Here is a 17,551-nt window from a genome sequence, read left to right on the forward strand (position 1 = left end):
TCTGCTCCTTTCAGGATCAAAAAAGGGCCGCCCGGTTCCCCGAACGGCCCTTGTTCCCGAAAAGGTTAGGTCGTTTATTCCAGTTCGACCAGTAGGTCCTTTGCGTCAATCTGGCTGCCCGGCTGAACATGCACAGCCTTGACCGTCGCATCGCGCTCGGCGTGGATGCCGGTTTCCATCTTCATCGCTTCGATGGTCAGCAGCATGTCGCCTTCCTTGACCTCCTGACCCGCAGCCACGGCGACGGTGGCCACCACACCTGGCATCGGCGCGCCGATGTGGTTGGGGTTGCCTGCCTCGGCTTTAGGACGGGACTGCGTGGTTGAGGTCACCAGTCGGTTTGGAACCCGGATCACGCGCGGTTGGCCGTTGAGTTCAAAGAACACTTTGACCTCGCCCTTTTCATCGGTCTCACCGATGGCCTGACAGCGGATTTCCAGTGTTTTGCCGGGGTCGATCTCGGCCGTGATCTCTTCGCCGGGTTCCATGCCGTAGAAGAAGGTGCGCGTGGGAAGAGTGCGCACAGGTCCGTAAGCCCGGTGACGCCCCATGTAGTCCAGGAACACCTTTGGATACATCAGATAGCCGTTCAGATCCTCGTCATCGACCTCTTTGCCTTCCAAAAGTTGGGACAGCTCGGCGCGTGTGCCTTCAAGGTCAACCGGTGGGACATCCTTGCCCGGGCGATCTGTGTTGGGTGTTTCATCCTTGAGGACCTTCGTGACGATAGTGTCGGGGAACCCGCCCGGAGGTTGACCCAAATTGCCGCGCATCATGTCCACAACCGAGTCGGGGAAGGCCACATCGGTATCCGGGTTTTCGACCTGTTCACGGGTCATGTTCTGGCTGACCATCATCAACGCCATGTCACCGACCACTTTCGACGAAGGTGTAACTTTCACGATGTCGCCGAACATTTGGTTTACGTCCGCGTACATCTGAGCCACTTCGTGCCAACGCTCCTCAAGTCCCAGAGACCGCGCCTGCGCCTTGAGGTTGGTGAACTGACCGCCGGGCATCTCGTGTAAGTAAACTTCAGAAGCCGGGGCCTGCAGGCTGGATTCAAAGGCCGCATATTGCTCCCGAACCGCCTCGAAATAATCGCTGATCTCACGGATGGCCTTGATGTCCAACCCGGTGTCGCGCTCGGTATGGCGCAGTGCTTCGACCACGGTGCCCAGCGTCGCCTGCGAAGTGTTGCCCGAGAAGCTGTCCATCGCGCAATCCACCGCGTCCACGCCCGCCTCGGATGCAGCGAGAATGGTGGCGCTGGCGATACCGGCAGTATCGTGTGTGTGGAAGTGGATTGGCAGGCCGACCTCTTCCTTCAGCGCACGGATCAGGATTTTGGCCGAGGCCGGTTTCAAAAGCCCCGCCATATCCTTCAGACCCAGAACGTGTGCACCTGCATCGCGCAGTTCTTTCGCCATGCCGACATAGTATTTCAGGTCATACTTGGCGCGGTCCGGGTCCAGAATATCTCCGGTGTAACAGACGGTGCCCTCACAGATTTTGCCGTTCTCAACCACGGCGTCCATGGCCACGCGCATATTCTCGACCCAGTTTAACGAGTCGAACACACGGAACACGTCGATGTTCTGCGATGCCTGACGCACGAACTCTTGCACAACGTTGTCAGGGTAATTGGTGTAGCCGACCCCGTTCGCGCCGCGCAGCAGCATCTGGGTCATCAGCTTCGGCATCGCCTCGCGCAGGTCGCGCAGGCGCTGCCACGGGCATTCCTGCAAGAAACGATAGGCCACGTCAAAGGTCGCGCCCCCCCAGCACTCGATCGAGAAGAGCTGGGGCAGGTTCGCTGCATAGGTCGGTGCCACTTTTATCATGTCGATCGAACGCATCCGGGTCGCCAGCAGAGACTGATGCCCGTCACGCATGGTTGTGTCGGTGATCAGAAGCTGGCGCTGCGCCTTCATCCAATCAGCAACGGCTTGCGGACCTTTTTGTTCCAGCAGGTTGCGAGCGCCCATCTGCGGCTCGGAGTTCGGTGCCGGGGGCTTTGCGTCTTTCAGATCAGCGCGAGGTTCGGGGCGGTCCTTGGTCTCGGGATGCCCGTTCACCGTGATGTCGGCGATGTAGGTCAGAACCTTGGTGCCCCGGTCGCGGCGGCGTTTAAAGGAGAACAGATCCGGCGTCGTGTCGATGAATTTGGTCGTATATTCATTCGACAAGAAAGTCGGGTGTTTGAGCAGGTTGATGACAAAGTCGATATTGGTGCTGACGCCGCGAATTCGGAATTCACGCAAAGCGCGGTCCATCCGGGCAATCGCAGCCTCGGGTGTCGGCGCCTTGGCGGTCACTTTGGTCAACAGCGAGTCGTAATAGCGCGTGATCACACCCCCCGCATAAGCGGTGCCGCCATCCAGACGGATGCCCATTCCGGTGGCCGAGCGATAGGCGGTGATACGACCGTAGTCGGGAATGAAGTTGTTTTGCGGGTCCTCGGTGGTGATCCGGGTTTGCAGCGCGTGGCCGGTCAGGTGCACATCCGACTGGCTGTTTGCGCCGGTGGCCTCGGCCAGAGTTTTGCCTTCGGCAATCAGGATTTGCGCCTGAACGATGTCGATACCGGTGACTTCTTCGGTGACGGTGTGTTCCACCTGAACACGTGGGTTGACCTCGATGAAGTAGAACTTGCCGGTTTCCATATCCATCAGGAATTCAACAGTGCCAGCACATTCATAATTCACATGGGCGCAAATCTTGCGACCCAGTTCGCAGATCTCGGTTCGCTGCTCTTCGGACAGATATGGCGCAGGCGCGCGCTCTACCACCTTCTGGTTCCGTCTCTGGACCGAGCAGTCGCGTTCATACAGGTGATAGATCTCACCATGCTTGTCGCCCAGGATCTGCACCTCGACATGGCGGGCGCGGATGATCATCTTTTCCAGATAACCCTCGCCATTGCCGAATGCGGCCTCGGCCTCGCGACGGCCTTCCAGAACCATCTCTTCCAGTTCATCCTCGGATAGGATCGGGCGCATACCGCGCCCGCCACCGCCCCACGACGCCTTGAGCATCAGGGGATAACCGATTTCTTTTGCCTCGGCCCGGATCGCATCCATGTCATCGCCCAGAACCTCAGTCGCCGGAATCACAGGCACACCCGCCGCGACGGCCACGCGGCGCGCGCTGGCCTTGTCACCCAAGGCGCGCATGGTTTCCGCCTTCGGGCCAATAAAGGTGATGCCGTTCTGCACGCAGGCATCGACAAAGTCCGGGTTCTCGGACAGCAGGCCATAGCCGGGATGGATCGCATCTGCCCCACATTCTTTAGCGACGCGGATGATCTCATCGATGCTCAGGTAGGCCGCAACAGGCCCCATCCCTTCGCCAATGCGATAGGCTTCGTCCGCTTTGAACCGATGCAAGCCCAGCTTGTCCTCTTCGGCAAAGACGGCAACGGTGCGTTTGCCCATCTCATTGGCGGCGCGCATAACGCGAATGGCAATCTCGCCTCGGTTGGCGATCAGGATCTTGGTGAATTCAGTCATGTCGAGTCCCGGTCCTACTTGTTTGGCCGTGTTGATAGGCGGACAATACGCGCACGTATATCAGTCGTTCTGGGTAGAACCGGCATGTTAACGCTCGCAAACGCCCCCTATTAGCGCTATTTATCTAATAACGCTGCACCGCAGCATCGGCAAGCGGCACGACTGGGGGCAGGTGATTCAGCGACACAGCCCCCATTTGACCCATATTCGCGTGCATATCCTGCCGCAAAATGTCGATGACATGGGCAGGGCCTTTGGCGCCGAGGGCGGCCAGCCCATACATGAAGCCACGGCCCAGCATCACAAAATCGGCCCCAAGGGCCTTGGCACGCAAGATGTCCAGACCACCTTCGATACCACTGTCGAAGATCAGGGGCAGGTCTGTGGCCGCGCGGATTGCAGGCAAGGCGTCGATTCCGGCAGGGGCACCATCGAATTGTCGTCCGCCGTGATTCGATATCCAGATGGCGTCGACGCCAGCCCGCTGCAATGGCTCGGCATCTTCAGGGCGCTGCACGCCTTTCACGAGCAGCGGGCCATCCCAGGCATCGCGCAGCCAGTGAACATAGTCCATGTCCGGAGACGTGCGGAGCAGATACCCAACATGGGCCGTCGGGGGCAAGTTGCTGGAGTTGTCCGTATACTTGTCCAGTGTCCGCATCCGCGGCGGCCCGCTGCGCGCTATTCCAAGCGCCCATTCCGGCCGCATCGCGATTTGGGCTAGCAGGCGCGGCGTCAATCTTGGTGGATTGGTCAGGCCCGAGCGTGTCTGCCGTTCGCGCCGGGATGCAACCGGAACGTCTGCGGTCATCACAAGCGTCGTAAAGCCAGCATCCCGGACCCGATTCAGAAGATCCTTACGAATGTCCGGGTCCTTTGGCGGATAAAGCTGAAACCATGCGTTGTCACCCAGATGCGGCGCGACGTCCTCGGGGCTTTGGCAGGCAACGTTGGATAGGGTAAATGGCAGACCGACGCTTGCGGCAGCGCGGGCAAGATGAGCTTCGGCGTCAGGCCAAATCAGGCCGGCCATACCGATCGGGGCAACGCCGAACGGTAATGGGTAGGTCTGACCCAGGAACTCGGTCGAAGTGTCAAATTCCAATGGTCCGTGCAGGATAGACGGCAGGAAACCGACGCGGTCCAATCCCTCGCGATTGCGGCGCAGCGTGGCTTCAACCCCGGTTCCGCTGTCCAGATACTCCCAGACAAAGTGAGGAATCCTGCGCTGGGCGCGGTGTTTCAGATCGGCGATGCCGGGAAAGCGACTATGAAGGTCCATGGGGATTGATCGGACCTAAGGCGCGATTCGGCAAGGATTTTAAGCCGTTGATTTCCCACCAGTGGCTTTTACCGGCTTTTTGAGCTGGGAAATCTGCTGTGAGTCACTTCCGCTGCCGGCGACCTGCACTTGATTGCGACCTTTGTCCTTTGCCGCATACAGCGCATCATCCGCAGCGCGCATCAGATCCTGCGGCATCGTGCCATGCGCCGGATAATGCGAAACCCCAACCGAGATCGTGATACGGGGCAGGGATTTCTCACCGTAGCGCACCGAGACGGCCTCGACCGCTTGCCGCAACTGTTCGGCGCGGGTGATTGCGTCGTCCGATGTATTGTCGGGTAGGATCAGCATGAATTCTTCGCCACCAATGCGACAGGCAACCTCGTCCCGGTCGCAGCCCTGTTCCAAAGCAGCCCCAACGGCGCGCAACACCATGTTACCGGCATCATGCCCATGAGTGTCGTTGAACTTCTTAAAATGATCCACATCCACGGCAATCAGGCTGAGCGGTGCGCCGGTTTGCTGACTGCGGTTGATTGATTTACGCAGGGTTTCAAGCATATGCCGCCGGTTGAACAGCCCGGTCAAAGGGTCCCGGACGGACTGGTCATGCAACTGATCGCGCATCCGTACATTGGCAATCGCCATACTGATCTGTTCGGCGCTGAGCTGTGCCAGCTTTTTACTTGTATGAAAGGCCTCATCTGTCCCCTCAAGGGCGCGGAGGTGTAGAAGGCCGACCGTCTCCCCATGCGCTAGAATTGGAAAGCAGAAATAGGGCCGTCCGTCATGTGGTTCGGCGTGTTCACAGGCAAAGTCGATCTCGGACGCGCCGTATTCATAGGTTCGGCCACGCCGAAGCCCCCAACACCCTTCGGGATGGATGTGCGCCTTATGGGTCCCGCCATTCCAACTGGCAGAGCCATCCAGGACGTCGCGCGAGTTGGAATACACGTAAACGCTGCCCTCAGCCTCGGGTAGGATATGGGTCATGAAGCGCGAGACCATATCGAACGGCTCGTCCAAGGACCGGCTGGATTGTAACCACTCGTTCAATTCGCCCAGCAATCGGACTTCGCGGGCCAGGCGCAGCTGATCTTCCATCAGATCACGCTCTTTGGCGGATTGTTTTTGCAGCGCCCGCAATTGCAAGCGGTTCGCCCTGTAGCTGGCAAAGGACACGGCAACAAGCGCAAGCAAGGCGATGCCGCTTAGAATGGTCAATGAAATCCTAAGCCGCGAGATGAACGTGGTGCGCAAGTCGGAGATATCAGTAAAGAATTCAATGGCGCCGATGAAACGCCCATTCTTGGCCACCGGCATAAAGACTTCGGCAACATGGTGCTGCGTTGCGTTCAGGATATTGTCGGTATGCAGATCAAGCCCGTCGATCTCGGACAGTGGAACAACTTCCTGAATATAGTGAATCATTCCTCTGGCAACGTCGCTGCGAAAGAAATCACGGTTTTCAACACTGCCTACCTCAGTCGGACGAGTCGACCAGATGACACGCCCGTTCGAGTCGAGCAATTTGAAGCGGCAAACATCAGAAGCTTCGGGCATCGCGGCCAGAAATTCGGCGTCATGCGCATCAATCACGCCGGTCTTAAGCGCGGTCTCGGGGTCCTCCAGATGCAAGACGACACGGCGCTTCCACAGCTCGGCTTGCTTGAGAATGTCGACCTTTAGCATCCTGTCGACCAGCGGCGCAGGCAATTTGTAAATTCCCCAGCCGCTTCCAATTGCCAGAGAAATCAGCAACATGCTGATACCGATCCATTTCAGCCGGTGATTTACGGCCCCCCGATTATCCTGAGTCATACCTTCGCGCTCCCACAGCAATTTACTGATCATCGCGGCGGGTGTTTTACAGATGGTTAACGAAGCCGTTCTCAGTCCAAGTCGCTTGATTAGAATTGATCGTAATGGAGTAACAAAATCTATGCGAACAAGGCGTGAACAAACCCTTTCCCTCGGCCAACATCCAGCGTAGTTTGAAAAGATGAGCAGTTTTGACGAAATGGACGCCTTCGAGGGCGCATCCCTGTCCGCGCGCGCCATGGCCGCGCGCCCTATGCCGTATCTGGACGAGCTGAACCCGGCGCAACGTGACGCGGTCGAGCGACTGGATGGGCCTGTCCTGATGCTGGCAGGCGCAGGTACGGGCAAAACCAAGGCACTGACCGCGCGTATCGCGCATCTGCTTAGTACCGGGCGGGCGCGCCCCAACGAGATCTTGTCGGTAACTTTCACCAACAAGGCCGCGCGCGAGATGAAGAACCGCGTGGGCCGTTTGTTGGGGCAACCAGCCGAGGGGATGCCTTGGCTGGGCACATTCCACTCGATCTGCGTCAAGCTGCTGCGCCGGCACGCGGAACTGGTCGATCTGAAATCGAATTTCACCATTCTGGATACGGATGATCAGTTGCGGCTGCTCAAACAGCTGATTCAAGCGGCTAATATTGATGACAAACGCTGGCCTGCGCGCATGTTGGCCGGCATCATTGATGACTGGAAGAACCGCGCCCTGACGCCCGACAAAGTGCCGGCAGCCGATGCGGGGGCTTATAACCACAAAGGTCTCGAGATCTACGCGCAGTACCAAACTCGTCTGCGAGAGCTGAACGCGGTAGATTTTGGCGACCTACTGTTGCACATGGTCACGATCTTCCAGACTCATCAGGATGTGTTGGAGCAATACCAACGCTGGTTCCGCTACATTCTCGTGGACGAATACCAGGATACCAACGTCGCCCAATACCTGTGGCTGCGGCTGCTGGCCGGGGCGCACAAGAACATTTGCTGCGTAGGCGATGATGACCAATCGATCTATGGCTGGCGCGGGGCCGAAATAGGCAACATCCTGCGGTTCGAAAAGGACTTTCCCGGCGCTTACGTGGTGCGGTTGGAACAGAACTATCGCTCGACCCCGCATATCCTGGCCGCTGCGTCCAATGTCATACGGGGCAATGAAAACCGCCTGGGCAAGGAACTTTGGACCGACGCACAAGAGGGCGAAAAAGTTCGTCTGATCGGCCACTGGGATGGCGAGGAAGAGGCCCGCTGGATCGGTGAAGAGATCGACGCGATGCAAGGCGGAACACGGGGCGCGCGGCCCTTTAATTTGGATGAGATTGCCATTCTGGTCCGTGCTTCGCATCAGATGCGCGCGTTTGAAGACCGGTTTCTGACCATCGGTCTGCCCTACAAGGTCATAGGCGGCCCGCGATTCTATGAACGGATGGAGATCCGCGACGCGATGGGTTATTTCCGACTGGTGGTCAGCCCCGGCGACGATCTGGCCTTCGAGCGGATCGTGAATACCCCGAAACGCGGCCTTGGTGACAAGGCGCAGCAGACGATTCAGATGACGGCGCGGGAAAATGGCGTGTCGCTGGTCGATGGCGCCCGGATTGCTGTCGATAATGGGCTAATCAAAGGCAAAGGCGGCAAAGCACTGCGCGAGTTGATCGACGGGTTGGCGCGTTGGAACGCGATGACGCGCGGGCCCAAGATCGAAGTCGATGATGATTCTGTGATTGATGACGGCACAGCTCCGATGCGGTTTGGTGAGCCAGAGGTGTCACATATCGAGTTGGCGCAGATCATCCTGGACGAATCCGGTTATACGGCCCACTGGCAGAACGAGAAAACGCCCGAGGCTCCGGGGCGTTTGGAAAACCTCAAGGAGCTGGTCAACCAACTGGATAATTTTGAGAATCTGCAAGGGTTTTTGGAGCATGTCAGCCTGGTGATGGATAACGAGAAGGAATCGGACGGGGCAAAAGTCTCGATCATGACCCTGCACGCGGCAAAGGGGCTGGAGTACCCGGCCGTGTTCCTGCCGGGGTGGGAAGACGGGTTGTTCCCGTCACAAAGGTCGATGGACGAATCCGGAATCAAGGGGCTCGAGGAAGAACGGCGATTGGCCTATGTTGGCATCACACGCGCGGAAGAGATCTGTACGATTTCTTTTGCGGCCAATCGTCGGGTGTTTGGTCAATGGCAAAACGCGATGCCGTCGCGGTTCATTGACGAGTTGCCTGAAGATCATGTCGAAGTTCTGACACCGCCGGGGCTGTATGGGGGTGGTCAGCCGACTGCCGGTATCGAAACCCGTGCGGCCGCGGCCAATGTCTATAACTCCCCCGGTTGGCGGCGATTGCAGGCCCGGCAGGGGCAGTATGGAACGTCCCAACCCCGCGAAAGCCGCAACACGGTGATTGACGCGACTGCGGTCGCCAGTTTCACCCTTGGCGAGCGCGTGTTTCATCAGAAATTCGGCTATGGCGCGGTGATCGGCATCGAAGGCGACAAGGTTGAGGTCGATTTCGAAAAAGCCGGATTGAAAAAAGTGGTTTCCCGCTTTCTGTCCGCCAAGGATGATGTGCCGTTCTAAACGCTATAGCCCTTCAACCAGTACCATGTTTGCCGTCGCGGTTTTGTGCCGGATTTCCGCCAGCTTGATATAGTCTGGGTCGTCTTTCCACGCCTTGGCCGCGGCAAGAGATGGAAACTCTATCAACACAATTCCGTCTTCGGGCCATACGCCCTCGACCAATTCCACGGGTTTGGAGGATATCGTCAGCAGGCGACCTCCATGCCGGTCAAGGATCGGCATGAAGCCTTCAAGGTATTTCTGGTACCCGTCTGGGTCGTGAATGGAAATCTGGGCGATGAAATATGCGGCCATCGGAAGCTCCTGAAATACTGGTCAGGGCTTCAGTTTACATCTCGGTGCGAAAAACAAAAACGGCGGTTCCCAGGGAGGAGGAGAGGGAACCGCCGTTCTTTTCAACATCAGGGCAGGGAGGAGGAGAGCCCTGATGTATCCGAACCCGGGTTTGATCCCGGTATGAGGAAGACGCAGCGACGTCAGGGAGGAGGAGAGACGTCGCCGCGTGCTTTCAACACCGGGAAAGGGAGGAGTACCCGGTGTGTCACGTCCCGGCGTTCAAGGCCGGTATAAAGGGCGGCGACATCAGGGAGGAGGAGAGATGTCGCCGCTGAAATACAGGTCCAAAAGGGAGGAGGAAGGACCTGATCTCGATGTTTCTGTGTCGCTTAACGCGCGACGTGCTCTTCGGCCGCTTGCTGAGCCAGGCGGCGGATCATTGAGCGGTGAAGCCCCAGATCAGCCAGTTCGCGGTTCGACAGATCAGACAGTTCGTGAACTGTCTGGCGATAGACGCGATATCGGGTGAACCGGGTCTTTGCCGCCTCGAACAGCGAAGCCAGGCTAACTGCCGGTGCGCCTTTGAGCGCGGTGTTCTGTGTTGCTACAGCCATTTGCTTTACTCGATGTATTCGTTGTTGCCGGTGTTGTCCGACGCTTGCTTGAGATTGAAAATAATCAAATGCTGCGATTGCACAATACCGGACAACGTCAATGCTGCTATGCAGCAAATGCATAGATATCAACCGGTTGCCAGTGTGGGTTTGGTCGAGCCAATAAAATAAGGCCTTCAGTGAGTGTTTCCCCTAGGGAAGGCCTCAACAAGGTTTTCTGAATTTTCGTGTCTGCGCGTCTTTTGAGCGTAGTTTGTCAATTCTTGTGCGCTTTGTGTATTGGACGGGCCAGGCGCGCGGCGGCTGACATGATGATTTCTGATCGTGGGAATTCATGGGCGTCAGCTGGGGCGGCGCAGAATCCACATGTGGCTGAGGTTAAAAAATTGGGATGATTCGTTAACCCAGTGGCCCATTTTCGCTATGCTCATCATAAAATATCACCTCTGGGAGAATTTTCTGGGAAATTATGGGAATATTTGGGGTGGCTCCGAAATTGGCCTATTTAGTATACTGATAATATAAATCGCCTACAATTGGTGTCTGCGGGGTGGTTTTCTTTCCCAGTTGCGTTGGCTAAACTGTGATTCTGAACATGGGGTCGGCAAATTTTCTGTTGATTTCCATGAATTCCCATGTCATCCCTAGTTCATCCGATGAGGACGAGGCACATGGGGCGCCAAACGACCCCGAACCAATAAAAACAGGTTTCATACAGGCATCTCGCTTTCATCAATCAAGAGATCCGGCGCGCGGGCGAGCAGACATCCCCCCAGGTGGCGCGCGCAGCTGGACATCCCGCACAGCGGGTCAATGCGGCGGGTTGATCAGTGGCAGCAGATCAACCCGCCGTTTTTCATCTGGGGGAGTGAATTTTAAGTGGGGCGCAAGCGGAAGGGACAGTCGTCTTGGCGCGCAGGTTTAGAGGTGAAAGCCACCACAAGGTGGATACGAAGGGCAGGGTGTCGATCCCGGCCTCGTTTCGCCGTGTGCTTGAATCCTCTGACCCGAACTGGCAGCCCGGCGACACTCCTGAGCTTGTAATTGTCTACGGCGACCACCGACGCAAATTCTTGGAATGCTATACTATGCAGGCGATCGAAGAGGTCGATGCCAAGATCGATGCGCTGCCGCGCGGGTCGATGCAGCGGAAGATGTTGCAGCGCATGTTCCACGGTCAGTCTTTCCCGACCACAGTGGATGAAACCGGCCGTCTGGTGCTGCCGGCCAAGCTGCGCAACAAGATCAATCTTGAAGGTGAGGCATTCTTTATCGCCGCGGGTGACACGTTCCAGATTTGGAAGCCGGAAACTTACGATTCCGAAGAATTGGCTGCGGCAGAAGAGTGGTTGGACGAACAGCCCGAGGACTTTGATCCTTTGGAGTTCCTTGACGGCACCGGGGATGCGTAACGGCATGGCCGGCGCTAACACCCCTTCCGATAAACCTCATATTCCCGTTCTGCTGCGTCCATTGCTGGCTGCTGTTGCGCCCGTGTCGGGCGTCTGGCTGGATGGAACGTTTGGCGCAGGCGGATATACAAAGGGCCTGCTGGACGCCGGCGCAGATAAGGTCATCGGCGTGGACCGTGATCCGTTGGCGTTTGAAATGGCGGTGGATTGGGTCGGAGATTATGGCGACCGGCTTGTGATGCAGCCGGGTGTATTCTCGCGCATGGACGAATACGCACAGGATCTGGATGGTGTCGTTCTGGATCTGGGTGTGTCGTCGATGCAGCTCGACCTGGCGGAACGCGGATTTTCTTTCATGAAGGACGGCCCGCTCGATATGCGTATGAGTCAGGAGGGCGAAAGCGCGGCAGATTTGGTCAATACTGCAACCGAGGAACAACTGGCTGATATCCTGTATCATTATGGCGAAGAGCGTGCCAGCCGCCGCATTGCCAAGGCCATCGCCAAAGCGCGTGCGGAAGAGCCGATAACAACAACTCTGCGCCTGGTTCAGATCATCGAATCCTGTTTGCCGCGTCCCAAGCCGGGGCAGTCCCACCCTGCAACGCGCAGTTTTCAGGGCCTGCGGATCGCAGTGAATGCTGAATATGAAGAGCTGTATCAGGGCCTTATGGCTGCTGAGCGCGCTTTGAAGCCGGGCGGGCAACTGGCAGTCGTGACGTTCCATTCCATCGAAGACCGGATGGTCAAACGGTTCTTTCAGTCCCGTGCGGGCAAAACGGGCCGGGCCAATCGCTATGCGCCCGAGATTGAGCAGGAGCTGCCGCAGTTCACGCTTAAGACTCGTAAGGCCGTGGGGCCGGATGATCAGGAGCTGCAGGAAAATCCGCGTTCACGCTCGGCAAAGCTGCGTGTTGCAATTCGAACGGATGCGCCGTCGGGGGAAATTGATGCCCGCGCCGTTGGCATGCCGCAACTAGGGGGAAGAGCAAAATGAAGAGTGTTTTGTATGTGTTGACTGCTCTGTCCGTGTTTGGACTGGCGCTGTGGGCGTATCAGGAAAACTATCGCACGCAGCAGGTGGTGAAGGAAACGCAGAAGCTGCAGCGCGAAATTGGTATGGCTCAGGTGAAGCTGGCGGTTTTGAACGCCGAATGGGCTTATCTGAACCGCCCCGATAGGTTGCGTGAGCTTGCAGATCTAAACTTTGAACGGCTGGGCCTTTTGCCCTTGCGGGCCGAGCAGTTCGGTCGCGCCGATCAGATTGCCTATGCGGAAGATCCTGACCTGCCGATCGTCGACCCGATCGAGCTGCAGGCCATCACGAACATTCAGGCGCTGGGTGAGGTGCAGATCCCATGACCCGCACGCCGCTGCGCCCTCTGGCCCGAATCCTTGACGCGCGCTCGCGGGGCGAGAATCCCAAAGCCATCGAGCGCGAAAATATCCGCAAGCGTCACGAAGACATGAAAGACCGCAGCCGCACCCGCGCTGAGGGCCGCTTGCTGGTGCTGGGTCTGTTCTTTTTCTGCGCCTTTTCGGTCGTGGGCGTTCGGATGGGCATGTTGGCCACGTCTGAAGCGCAGGAGCCTGTCGCCTCGGCCCCCGGTGCCGCCATCGCGATGCAGCGCGCCAACATCGTAGACCGGGAAGGGCGCATTCTTGCGACCAATCTGGACACTTATTCGGTATATGCGCAGCCGCCGCTGATGATCGACCCGATTGCTGTCGCTGATCAGCTTGTCGCGATCTTCCCCGATCTGGAAAAAGAACGCCTGGTCAATGATTTCACTGGGAATCGCAAATTCCTGTGGATCAAAAAACGTATCTCGCCCGAACAGAAACAAGCCGTGCACGATATCGGTGACCCGGGCATTCTGTTCGGCCCGCGTGAGATGCGGTTGTACCCGAATGGCCGTCTGGCGGCGCATATCCTTGGCGGGTCAAGCTTTGGGCGCGAAGGTGTCAGTGCTGCCGAAGTGATCGGTGTGGCCGGTGTTGAAAAGCAATTCGACGACTACCTGCGTGATCCCGCGAATGGGACTAAGCCGCTGCAGCTCTCGCTGGACCTGACAGTGCAAGCCGCCGTTGAGCAGGTGCTGATTGGCGGCATGAAGATCATGAACGCCAAGGGGGCGTCGGCGGTTCTTATGAACGCGCATACGGGCGAGGTGATCTCGGCGGCCTCATTGCCGTCCTTCGATCCCAATGATCGCCCACGCCCGCCGACCTCGGGGTTCGATCCCTCAGACAGCCCGCTGTTCAATCGCTATGTTCAGGGCGTTTATGAACTGGGGTCTGTGTTTAAGATTTTCACCGCTGCGCAGGCGGTTCAGCTGGGGTTGGTGAATTCAAATACGATCATCGATACCTCAGGGCCAATGAAAATCGGCCGTTTCCCGATTGGCGAGTTCAACGGCAAGAACTATGGCAAGATCAGCGTAGCCGATGTGATCGTCCACAGCTCGAACCGAGGCACCGGGCGGCTGGCGTTGCAGATCGGCGCGCAGCGGCAGCAGAATTTCTTGGAATCGCTTGGTATGTTCGATCCCACCCCGTTTGAAATCGTCGAAGCCAAGGGCGGTGAACCGCTGAAGCCCAAAAAATGGGGCGAACTGAGCACGGTGACCATCTCATACGGTCATGGTCTGTCGACCAGCCCCATGCACCTGGCGGCGGGGTACGCGGCGATTGCCAATGGCGGGCACTATGTAAGCCCGACGATCCTGCGCAAAAATGGGCCACAATACGGTCCTCGGGTGATGTCTGATAACGCGGCAAACCAGGCGCAGAACATGTTGCGCCGGGTGGTAACAGATGGCACCGCCAGTTTTGGCGATGTGGCAGGCTATGATGTGGCCGGTAAGACCGGCACCGCAGATAAGCCCAAGCCGCGTGGTGGTTATTACGACGACAAGGTGATTGCGACCTTCGCGACGTTCTTTCCCGCCTATGACCCAAAATACGTCCTGATCGTAACGTTGGACGAACCATCCATCCTTGCTTATGGCGAAAAGCGCCGTACGGCAGGCTGGACAGCGGTTCCTGTGGCCGCAGAATTGATCGGGCGCATCGCACCTTTGCTGGGCCTGCGTCCTCGGGTTGAGCCTGAGGCCGGCGCTGCTATAACGCTGACCTCAAATTAGGCTGTCCAAACGAGGTGGGTCATGGGCGCAAGGACAAAGAAACTCAGCCAACTGGCCCTGACCGCCCGAGGTGGCACCAATCCTGATATCACAGGGCTGGCGGTCGACAGCCGCGAAGTCAAAGACGGTTTCCTCTTTGCGGCACTTCCCGGTACACGTGTTCATGGCGGTGAGTTCATTCAATACGCTTTGCGTATGGGGGCCGCAGCCATCCTGACGGATGCTGAAGGGGCAGAGATCGCAGCCGAGGAACTGGCCGCATCAGATGCGGCGCTGATCGTGCTCGAGGACCCGCGTCAGGCGCTGGCCGGGTGCGCTGCGCTGTGGTTCGGAGCGCAGCCTAAAACCATCGTTGCGGTTACTGGCACCAATGGCAAAACCTCGGTCGCGACATTTGTTCGCCAGATATGGACCGAACTTGGTCACGCCGCGGTCAACCTCGGGACCACAGGGGTTGAGGGGGCGTGGACCGCACCACTAGCCCATACAACGCCCGAACCAATCACTTTGCATCGTTGCCTGTATCAGGTTGCGGAGAACGGAGTGACTCATGCTGCGATGGAGGCATCCTCGCACGGGTTGGAACAGCGCCGCTTGGATGGGGTACAGCTGGCTGCGGCGGGGTTTTCGAACTTCACTCAGGACCATCTGGACTACCACGAAACGTTTGAGGCGTATTTCAACGCCAAGGCAGGTCTGTTTGATCGGGTCTTGCCGCAAGACGGCACTGTTGTCGTCAACATGAGCGATCCCAAGGGCGCTCAGGTCCTCCGAATTGCCAAAGACCGGGGGCAGAAGGTTTTGACCGTTGGGCTTGGGGAAGCAGACCTGTGCCTGATGAATCAGCGGTTTGACGCAACAGGTCAGGACCTGCGGTTCTCTTGGCAGGGCAAGATATTCCAAACCCGTTTGAATCTGATCGGCGGTTTTCAGGCTGAAAATATCTTGTTGGCCTGCGGTTTGGTTATTGCTGCAGGGGAAGAGCCTGAACACGTTTTCGAAACCCTGCCGCATCTCACGACGGTTCGTGGACGCATGCAGCTGGCCGCGACGCGAGAGAATGGGGCAGCGGTTTTTGTAGATTACGCTCATACACCTGACGCAGTGGCGACCGCACTCAAGGCACTTCGCCCGCATGTGATGGGCCGCCTGATCGCCATTGTCGGCGCGGGCGGTGATCGCGACGCGACCAAGCGCCCGCTGATGGGGCAAGCCGCCGCCAACCACGCAGATGTGGTTTTCGTCACCGACGACAACCCGCGCAGCGAAGATCCGGCCACCATACGCACCGCCGTTATGGATGGGGCACCAGAGGCAACTGAGGTCGGCGATCGGGCCGAGGCCATCTTGCGCGGGATAGACGCGCTGCAACCCGGGGACGCGCTTTTGATTGCGGGCAAAGGGCATGAAACCGGTCAGATCGTTGGCGATCAGGTTCTGCCATTTGATGATGTCGAACAGGCCAGCATCAGTGTGGCCGCACTGGACGGGAGGGTGGCATGACATTGTGGGCTGCAGCCGAGGCCGCCGAGGCAACCGGTGGACGCGTCACTTCGGATTGGGCGGTCAATGGTGTGTCGATCGACACGCGCACCATCCAGCCCGGTGACCTTTTCGTCGCACTCACAGCCGCGCGGGACGGGCATGAATTTGTGGCACAGGCTTTGGAAAAAGGCGCTGGGGCAGCCTTGGTGTCGCGTATTCCCGAGGGCGTACCCGAAGATGCGCCCTTGCTGATCGTCGAAGACGTGCAGTTGGGGCTTGAGGCGCTGGGGTGCGCGGGTCGTGACCGCTGCGACGCGCGGGTGCTCGGGGTGACCGGGAGCGTCGGCAAGACATCGAGCAAGGATATGCTAGCCACCATTTTGGAAACGCAGGGAAAAACTCATGCCAGCGTTGCCAGCTACAACAATCACTGGGGCGTGCCGCTGACCTTGGCGCGGATGCCGCGTGATACAGAATTCGCGGTGATCGAAATTGGTATGAACCACCCCGGAGAGATTTCCCCGCTGGCGCAGCAAGCCCGCCCGCATGTGGCGCTGGTTACGACAGTGGCGGCAGTACACCTCGAAGCGTTTGAATCGGTGGCCGGTATTGCTCATGAAAAGGCCGCAATTTTTGACGGCCTGACGGAGGACGGTGCGGCCATCCTGAACGCAGATATCGACCATGCGTACATCCTGCGCGATTGTGCGCGGGATTTAGGCGCGAAAACGGTAGATTTCGGCCGCAATGGCACTGACTACTCATTGACCGATGTAACCCAAGAGGCTGACTCGGTTCATGCAAAGGCAACAGTCGCAGGGCGGACGTTTGCGTTTGACGTACAATCAGCGGGCACGCATTTCGCCATGAACGCACTGGGGGCTTTGGCGGCCTGTGTCGAATTGGGCGTCGATCTGGATCAGGCGATTGCAGGTCTCGGCGGATGGTCGCCGGTCAAGGGGCGCGGGGTGCGCGAACAAATCGCGTTGACCGACGGCGGTCGGATCGAACTGCTGGATGACAGCTATAACGCCAACCCGACGTCGATGGAGGCTGCACTGGATGTTTTGGCCGCGGCGCAAGGGCATCGTCGTATCGCTTTTCTTGGGGATATGAAGGAGTTGGGGTCGGAGGAAACTGCTATGCATGCGGCGATGGCGGAGGTTTCGGCTATGCGGCGCGTGGACAAAGTGCATTGCGTCGGCCCGCTGATGAAGGCGCTGTACGATGCACTTCCGGCGGATAAACGCGGGCTCTGGTTCGAGACTAGCTCCGAGATGGCGGTTCAACTGCCCGAGCTTGTTCGGGCCGGTGACACTGTGTTGGCCAAGGGATCGCTGAGCATGGCATTGGCGCAGATTGTTGACGGTTTGCGTAAAATGGGGCAAGGGGGCGCGCTTGATTGATGATCGCGCCCGCCAC

General features: G+C 58.1%; 12 protein-coding genes. 7 read left to right on the top strand and 5 right to left on the bottom strand.

From position 1 onward, the window contains the following. Positions 1 to 74: 74 nt before the first annotated feature. The 3 genes from RUA4292_RS22085 to RUA4292_RS22095 form a co-directional block, all read right to left on the bottom strand. Entirely contained in the window at positions 75 to 3,512 is a 3,438-nt protein-coding gene (locus tag RUA4292_RS22085; protein WP_058279564.1) for a pyruvate carboxylase, read from the bottom strand. 124 nt (positions 3,513 to 3,636) lie between these two features. Further along, entirely contained in the window at positions 3,637 to 4,794 is a 1,158-nt protein-coding gene (locus RUA4292_RS22090; protein ID WP_058279565.1) for an alpha-hydroxy acid oxidase, read from the bottom strand. 39 nt (positions 4,795 to 4,833) lie between these two features. Further along, positions 4,834 to 6,618: a sensor domain-containing diguanylate cyclase gene (locus tag RUA4292_RS22095; RefSeq protein WP_058279659.1), complete on the bottom strand. Its 1,785-nt coding sequence runs from the start codon at positions 6,616 to 6,618 to the stop codon at positions 4,834 to 4,836. A 181-nt stretch (positions 6,619 to 6,799) separates the two neighbouring features. Here RUA4292_RS22095 and RUA4292_RS22100 point away from each other — a divergent pair, with 181 nt between their 5' ends. Beyond that, positions 6,800 to 9,196 carry an ATP-dependent helicase gene (locus tag RUA4292_RS22100; RefSeq protein WP_058279566.1) on the top strand — a complete coding sequence of 799 codons (2,397 nt, stop codon included), beginning with the start codon at positions 6,800 to 6,802 and terminating at the stop codon, positions 9,194 to 9,196. Positions 9,197 to 9,199: 3 nt separating this feature from the next. Here the strand turns inward: RUA4292_RS22100 and RUA4292_RS22105 are convergent, their stop codons facing one another. Together RUA4292_RS22105 and RUA4292_RS22110 are read right to left on the bottom strand one after the other, a co-directional pair. Further along, positions 9,200 to 9,490, bottom strand: coding sequence for a DUF1330 domain-containing protein (locus RUA4292_RS22105; RefSeq protein WP_058279567.1), 291 nt, complete (start codon positions 9,488 to 9,490; stop codon positions 9,200 to 9,202). A gap of 371 nt (positions 9,491 to 9,861) precedes the next feature. After that, entirely contained in the window at positions 9,862 to 10,086 is a 225-nt protein-coding gene (locus tag RUA4292_RS22110) for a DUF1127 domain-containing protein (RefSeq protein ID WP_058279568.1), read from the bottom strand. Positions 10,087 to 10,994: 908 nt separating this feature from the next. On the opposite strand from RUA4292_RS22110, the gene mraZ reads away from it, so the two are divergent. The 6 genes from mraZ to RUA4292_RS22140 are packed head-to-tail and all read left to right on the top strand — an operon-like array spanning position 10,995 to position 17,535. Continuing rightward, positions 10,995 to 11,498, top strand: coding sequence for a division/cell wall cluster transcriptional repressor MraZ (gene mraZ, locus RUA4292_RS22115; RefSeq protein WP_082637227.1), 504 nt, complete (start codon positions 10,995 to 10,997; stop codon positions 11,496 to 11,498). Between the two features lie 4 nt (positions 11,499 to 11,502). Continuing rightward, positions 11,503 to 12,495, top strand: coding sequence for a 16S rRNA (cytosine(1402)-N(4))-methyltransferase RsmH (gene rsmH / locus RUA4292_RS22120; protein ID WP_058279661.1), 993 nt, complete (start codon positions 11,503 to 11,505; stop codon positions 12,493 to 12,495). Beyond that, positions 12,492 to 12,860, top strand: coding sequence for a cell division protein FtsL (gene ftsL / locus RUA4292_RS22125; RefSeq protein ID WP_058274326.1), 369 nt, complete (start codon positions 12,492 to 12,494; stop codon positions 12,858 to 12,860). The genes rsmH and ftsL overlap by 4 nt, the downstream gene beginning before the upstream one ends. Continuing rightward, the gene (locus RUA4292_RS22130; protein ID WP_058279569.1) at positions 12,857 to 14,644 is read left to right on the top strand and encodes a peptidoglycan D,D-transpeptidase FtsI family protein; all 1,788 of its coding nucleotides are present in this window, start codon (positions 12,857 to 12,859) and stop codon (positions 14,642 to 14,644) included. The genes ftsL and RUA4292_RS22130 overlap by 4 nt, the downstream gene beginning before the upstream one ends. Before the next feature lie 21 nt (positions 14,645 to 14,665). Next, complete coding sequence (locus tag RUA4292_RS22135; protein WP_058279570.1) at positions 14,666 to 16,147, top strand: UDP-N-acetylmuramoyl-L-alanyl-D-glutamate--2,6-diaminopimelate ligase; 1,482 nt, start codon at positions 14,666 to 14,668, stop codon at positions 16,145 to 16,147. Then, positions 16,144 to 17,535 carry a UDP-N-acetylmuramoyl-tripeptide--D-alanyl-D-alanine ligase gene (locus tag RUA4292_RS22140; RefSeq protein WP_058279571.1) on the top strand — a complete coding sequence of 464 codons (1,392 nt, stop codon included), beginning with the start codon at positions 16,144 to 16,146 and terminating at the stop codon, positions 17,533 to 17,535. Before RUA4292_RS22135 ends, RUA4292_RS22140 begins: the two co-directional genes overlap by 4 nt. Positions 17,536 to 17,551 lie beyond the last annotated feature (16 nt).

Origin of the sequence: Ruegeria atlantica, from assembly GCF_001458195.1 — a bacterium.
GTDB lineage: Bacteria > Pseudomonadota > Alphaproteobacteria > Rhodobacterales > Rhodobacteraceae > Ruegeria > Ruegeria atlantica.

What these genes read in the sequence shown, in the direction of transcription:
- RUA4292_RS22085 (WP_058279564.1), bottom strand. Translation starts at nt 3,512, where the DNA reads ATGACTGAATTCACCAAGATCCTGATCGCCAACCGAGGCGAGATTGCC.
- RUA4292_RS22090 (WP_058279565.1), bottom strand. Translation starts at nt 4,794, where the DNA reads ATGGACCTTCATAGTCGCTTTCCCGGCATCGCCGATCTGAAACACCGC.
- RUA4292_RS22095 (WP_058279659.1), bottom strand. Translation starts at nt 6,618, where the DNA reads ATGACTCAGGATAATCGGGGGGCCGTAAATCACCGGCTGAAATGGATC.
- RUA4292_RS22100 (WP_058279566.1), top strand. Translation starts at nt 6,800, where the DNA reads ATGAGCAGTTTTGACGAAATGGACGCCTTCGAGGGCGCATCCCTGTCC.
- RUA4292_RS22105 (WP_058279567.1), bottom strand. Translation starts at nt 9,490, where the DNA reads ATGGCCGCATATTTCATCGCCCAGATTTCCATTCACGACCCAGACGGG.
- RUA4292_RS22110 (WP_058279568.1), bottom strand. Translation starts at nt 10,086, where the DNA reads ATGGCTGTAGCAACACAGAACACCGCGCTCAAAGGCGCACCGGCAGTT.
- rsmH (WP_058279661.1), top strand. Translation starts at nt 11,503, where the DNA reads ATGGCCGGCGCTAACACCCCTTCCGATAAACCTCATATTCCCGTTCTG.
- ftsL (WP_058274326.1), top strand. Translation starts at nt 12,492, where the DNA reads ATGAAGAGTGTTTTGTATGTGTTGACTGCTCTGTCCGTGTTTGGACTG.
- RUA4292_RS22130 (WP_058279569.1), top strand. Translation starts at nt 12,857, where the DNA reads ATGACCCGCACGCCGCTGCGCCCTCTGGCCCGAATCCTTGACGCGCGC.
- RUA4292_RS22135 (WP_058279570.1), top strand. Translation starts at nt 14,666, where the DNA reads ATGGGCGCAAGGACAAAGAAACTCAGCCAACTGGCCCTGACCGCCCGA.
- RUA4292_RS22140 (WP_058279571.1), top strand. Translation starts at nt 16,144, where the DNA reads ATGACATTGTGGGCTGCAGCCGAGGCCGCCGAGGCAACCGGTGGACGC.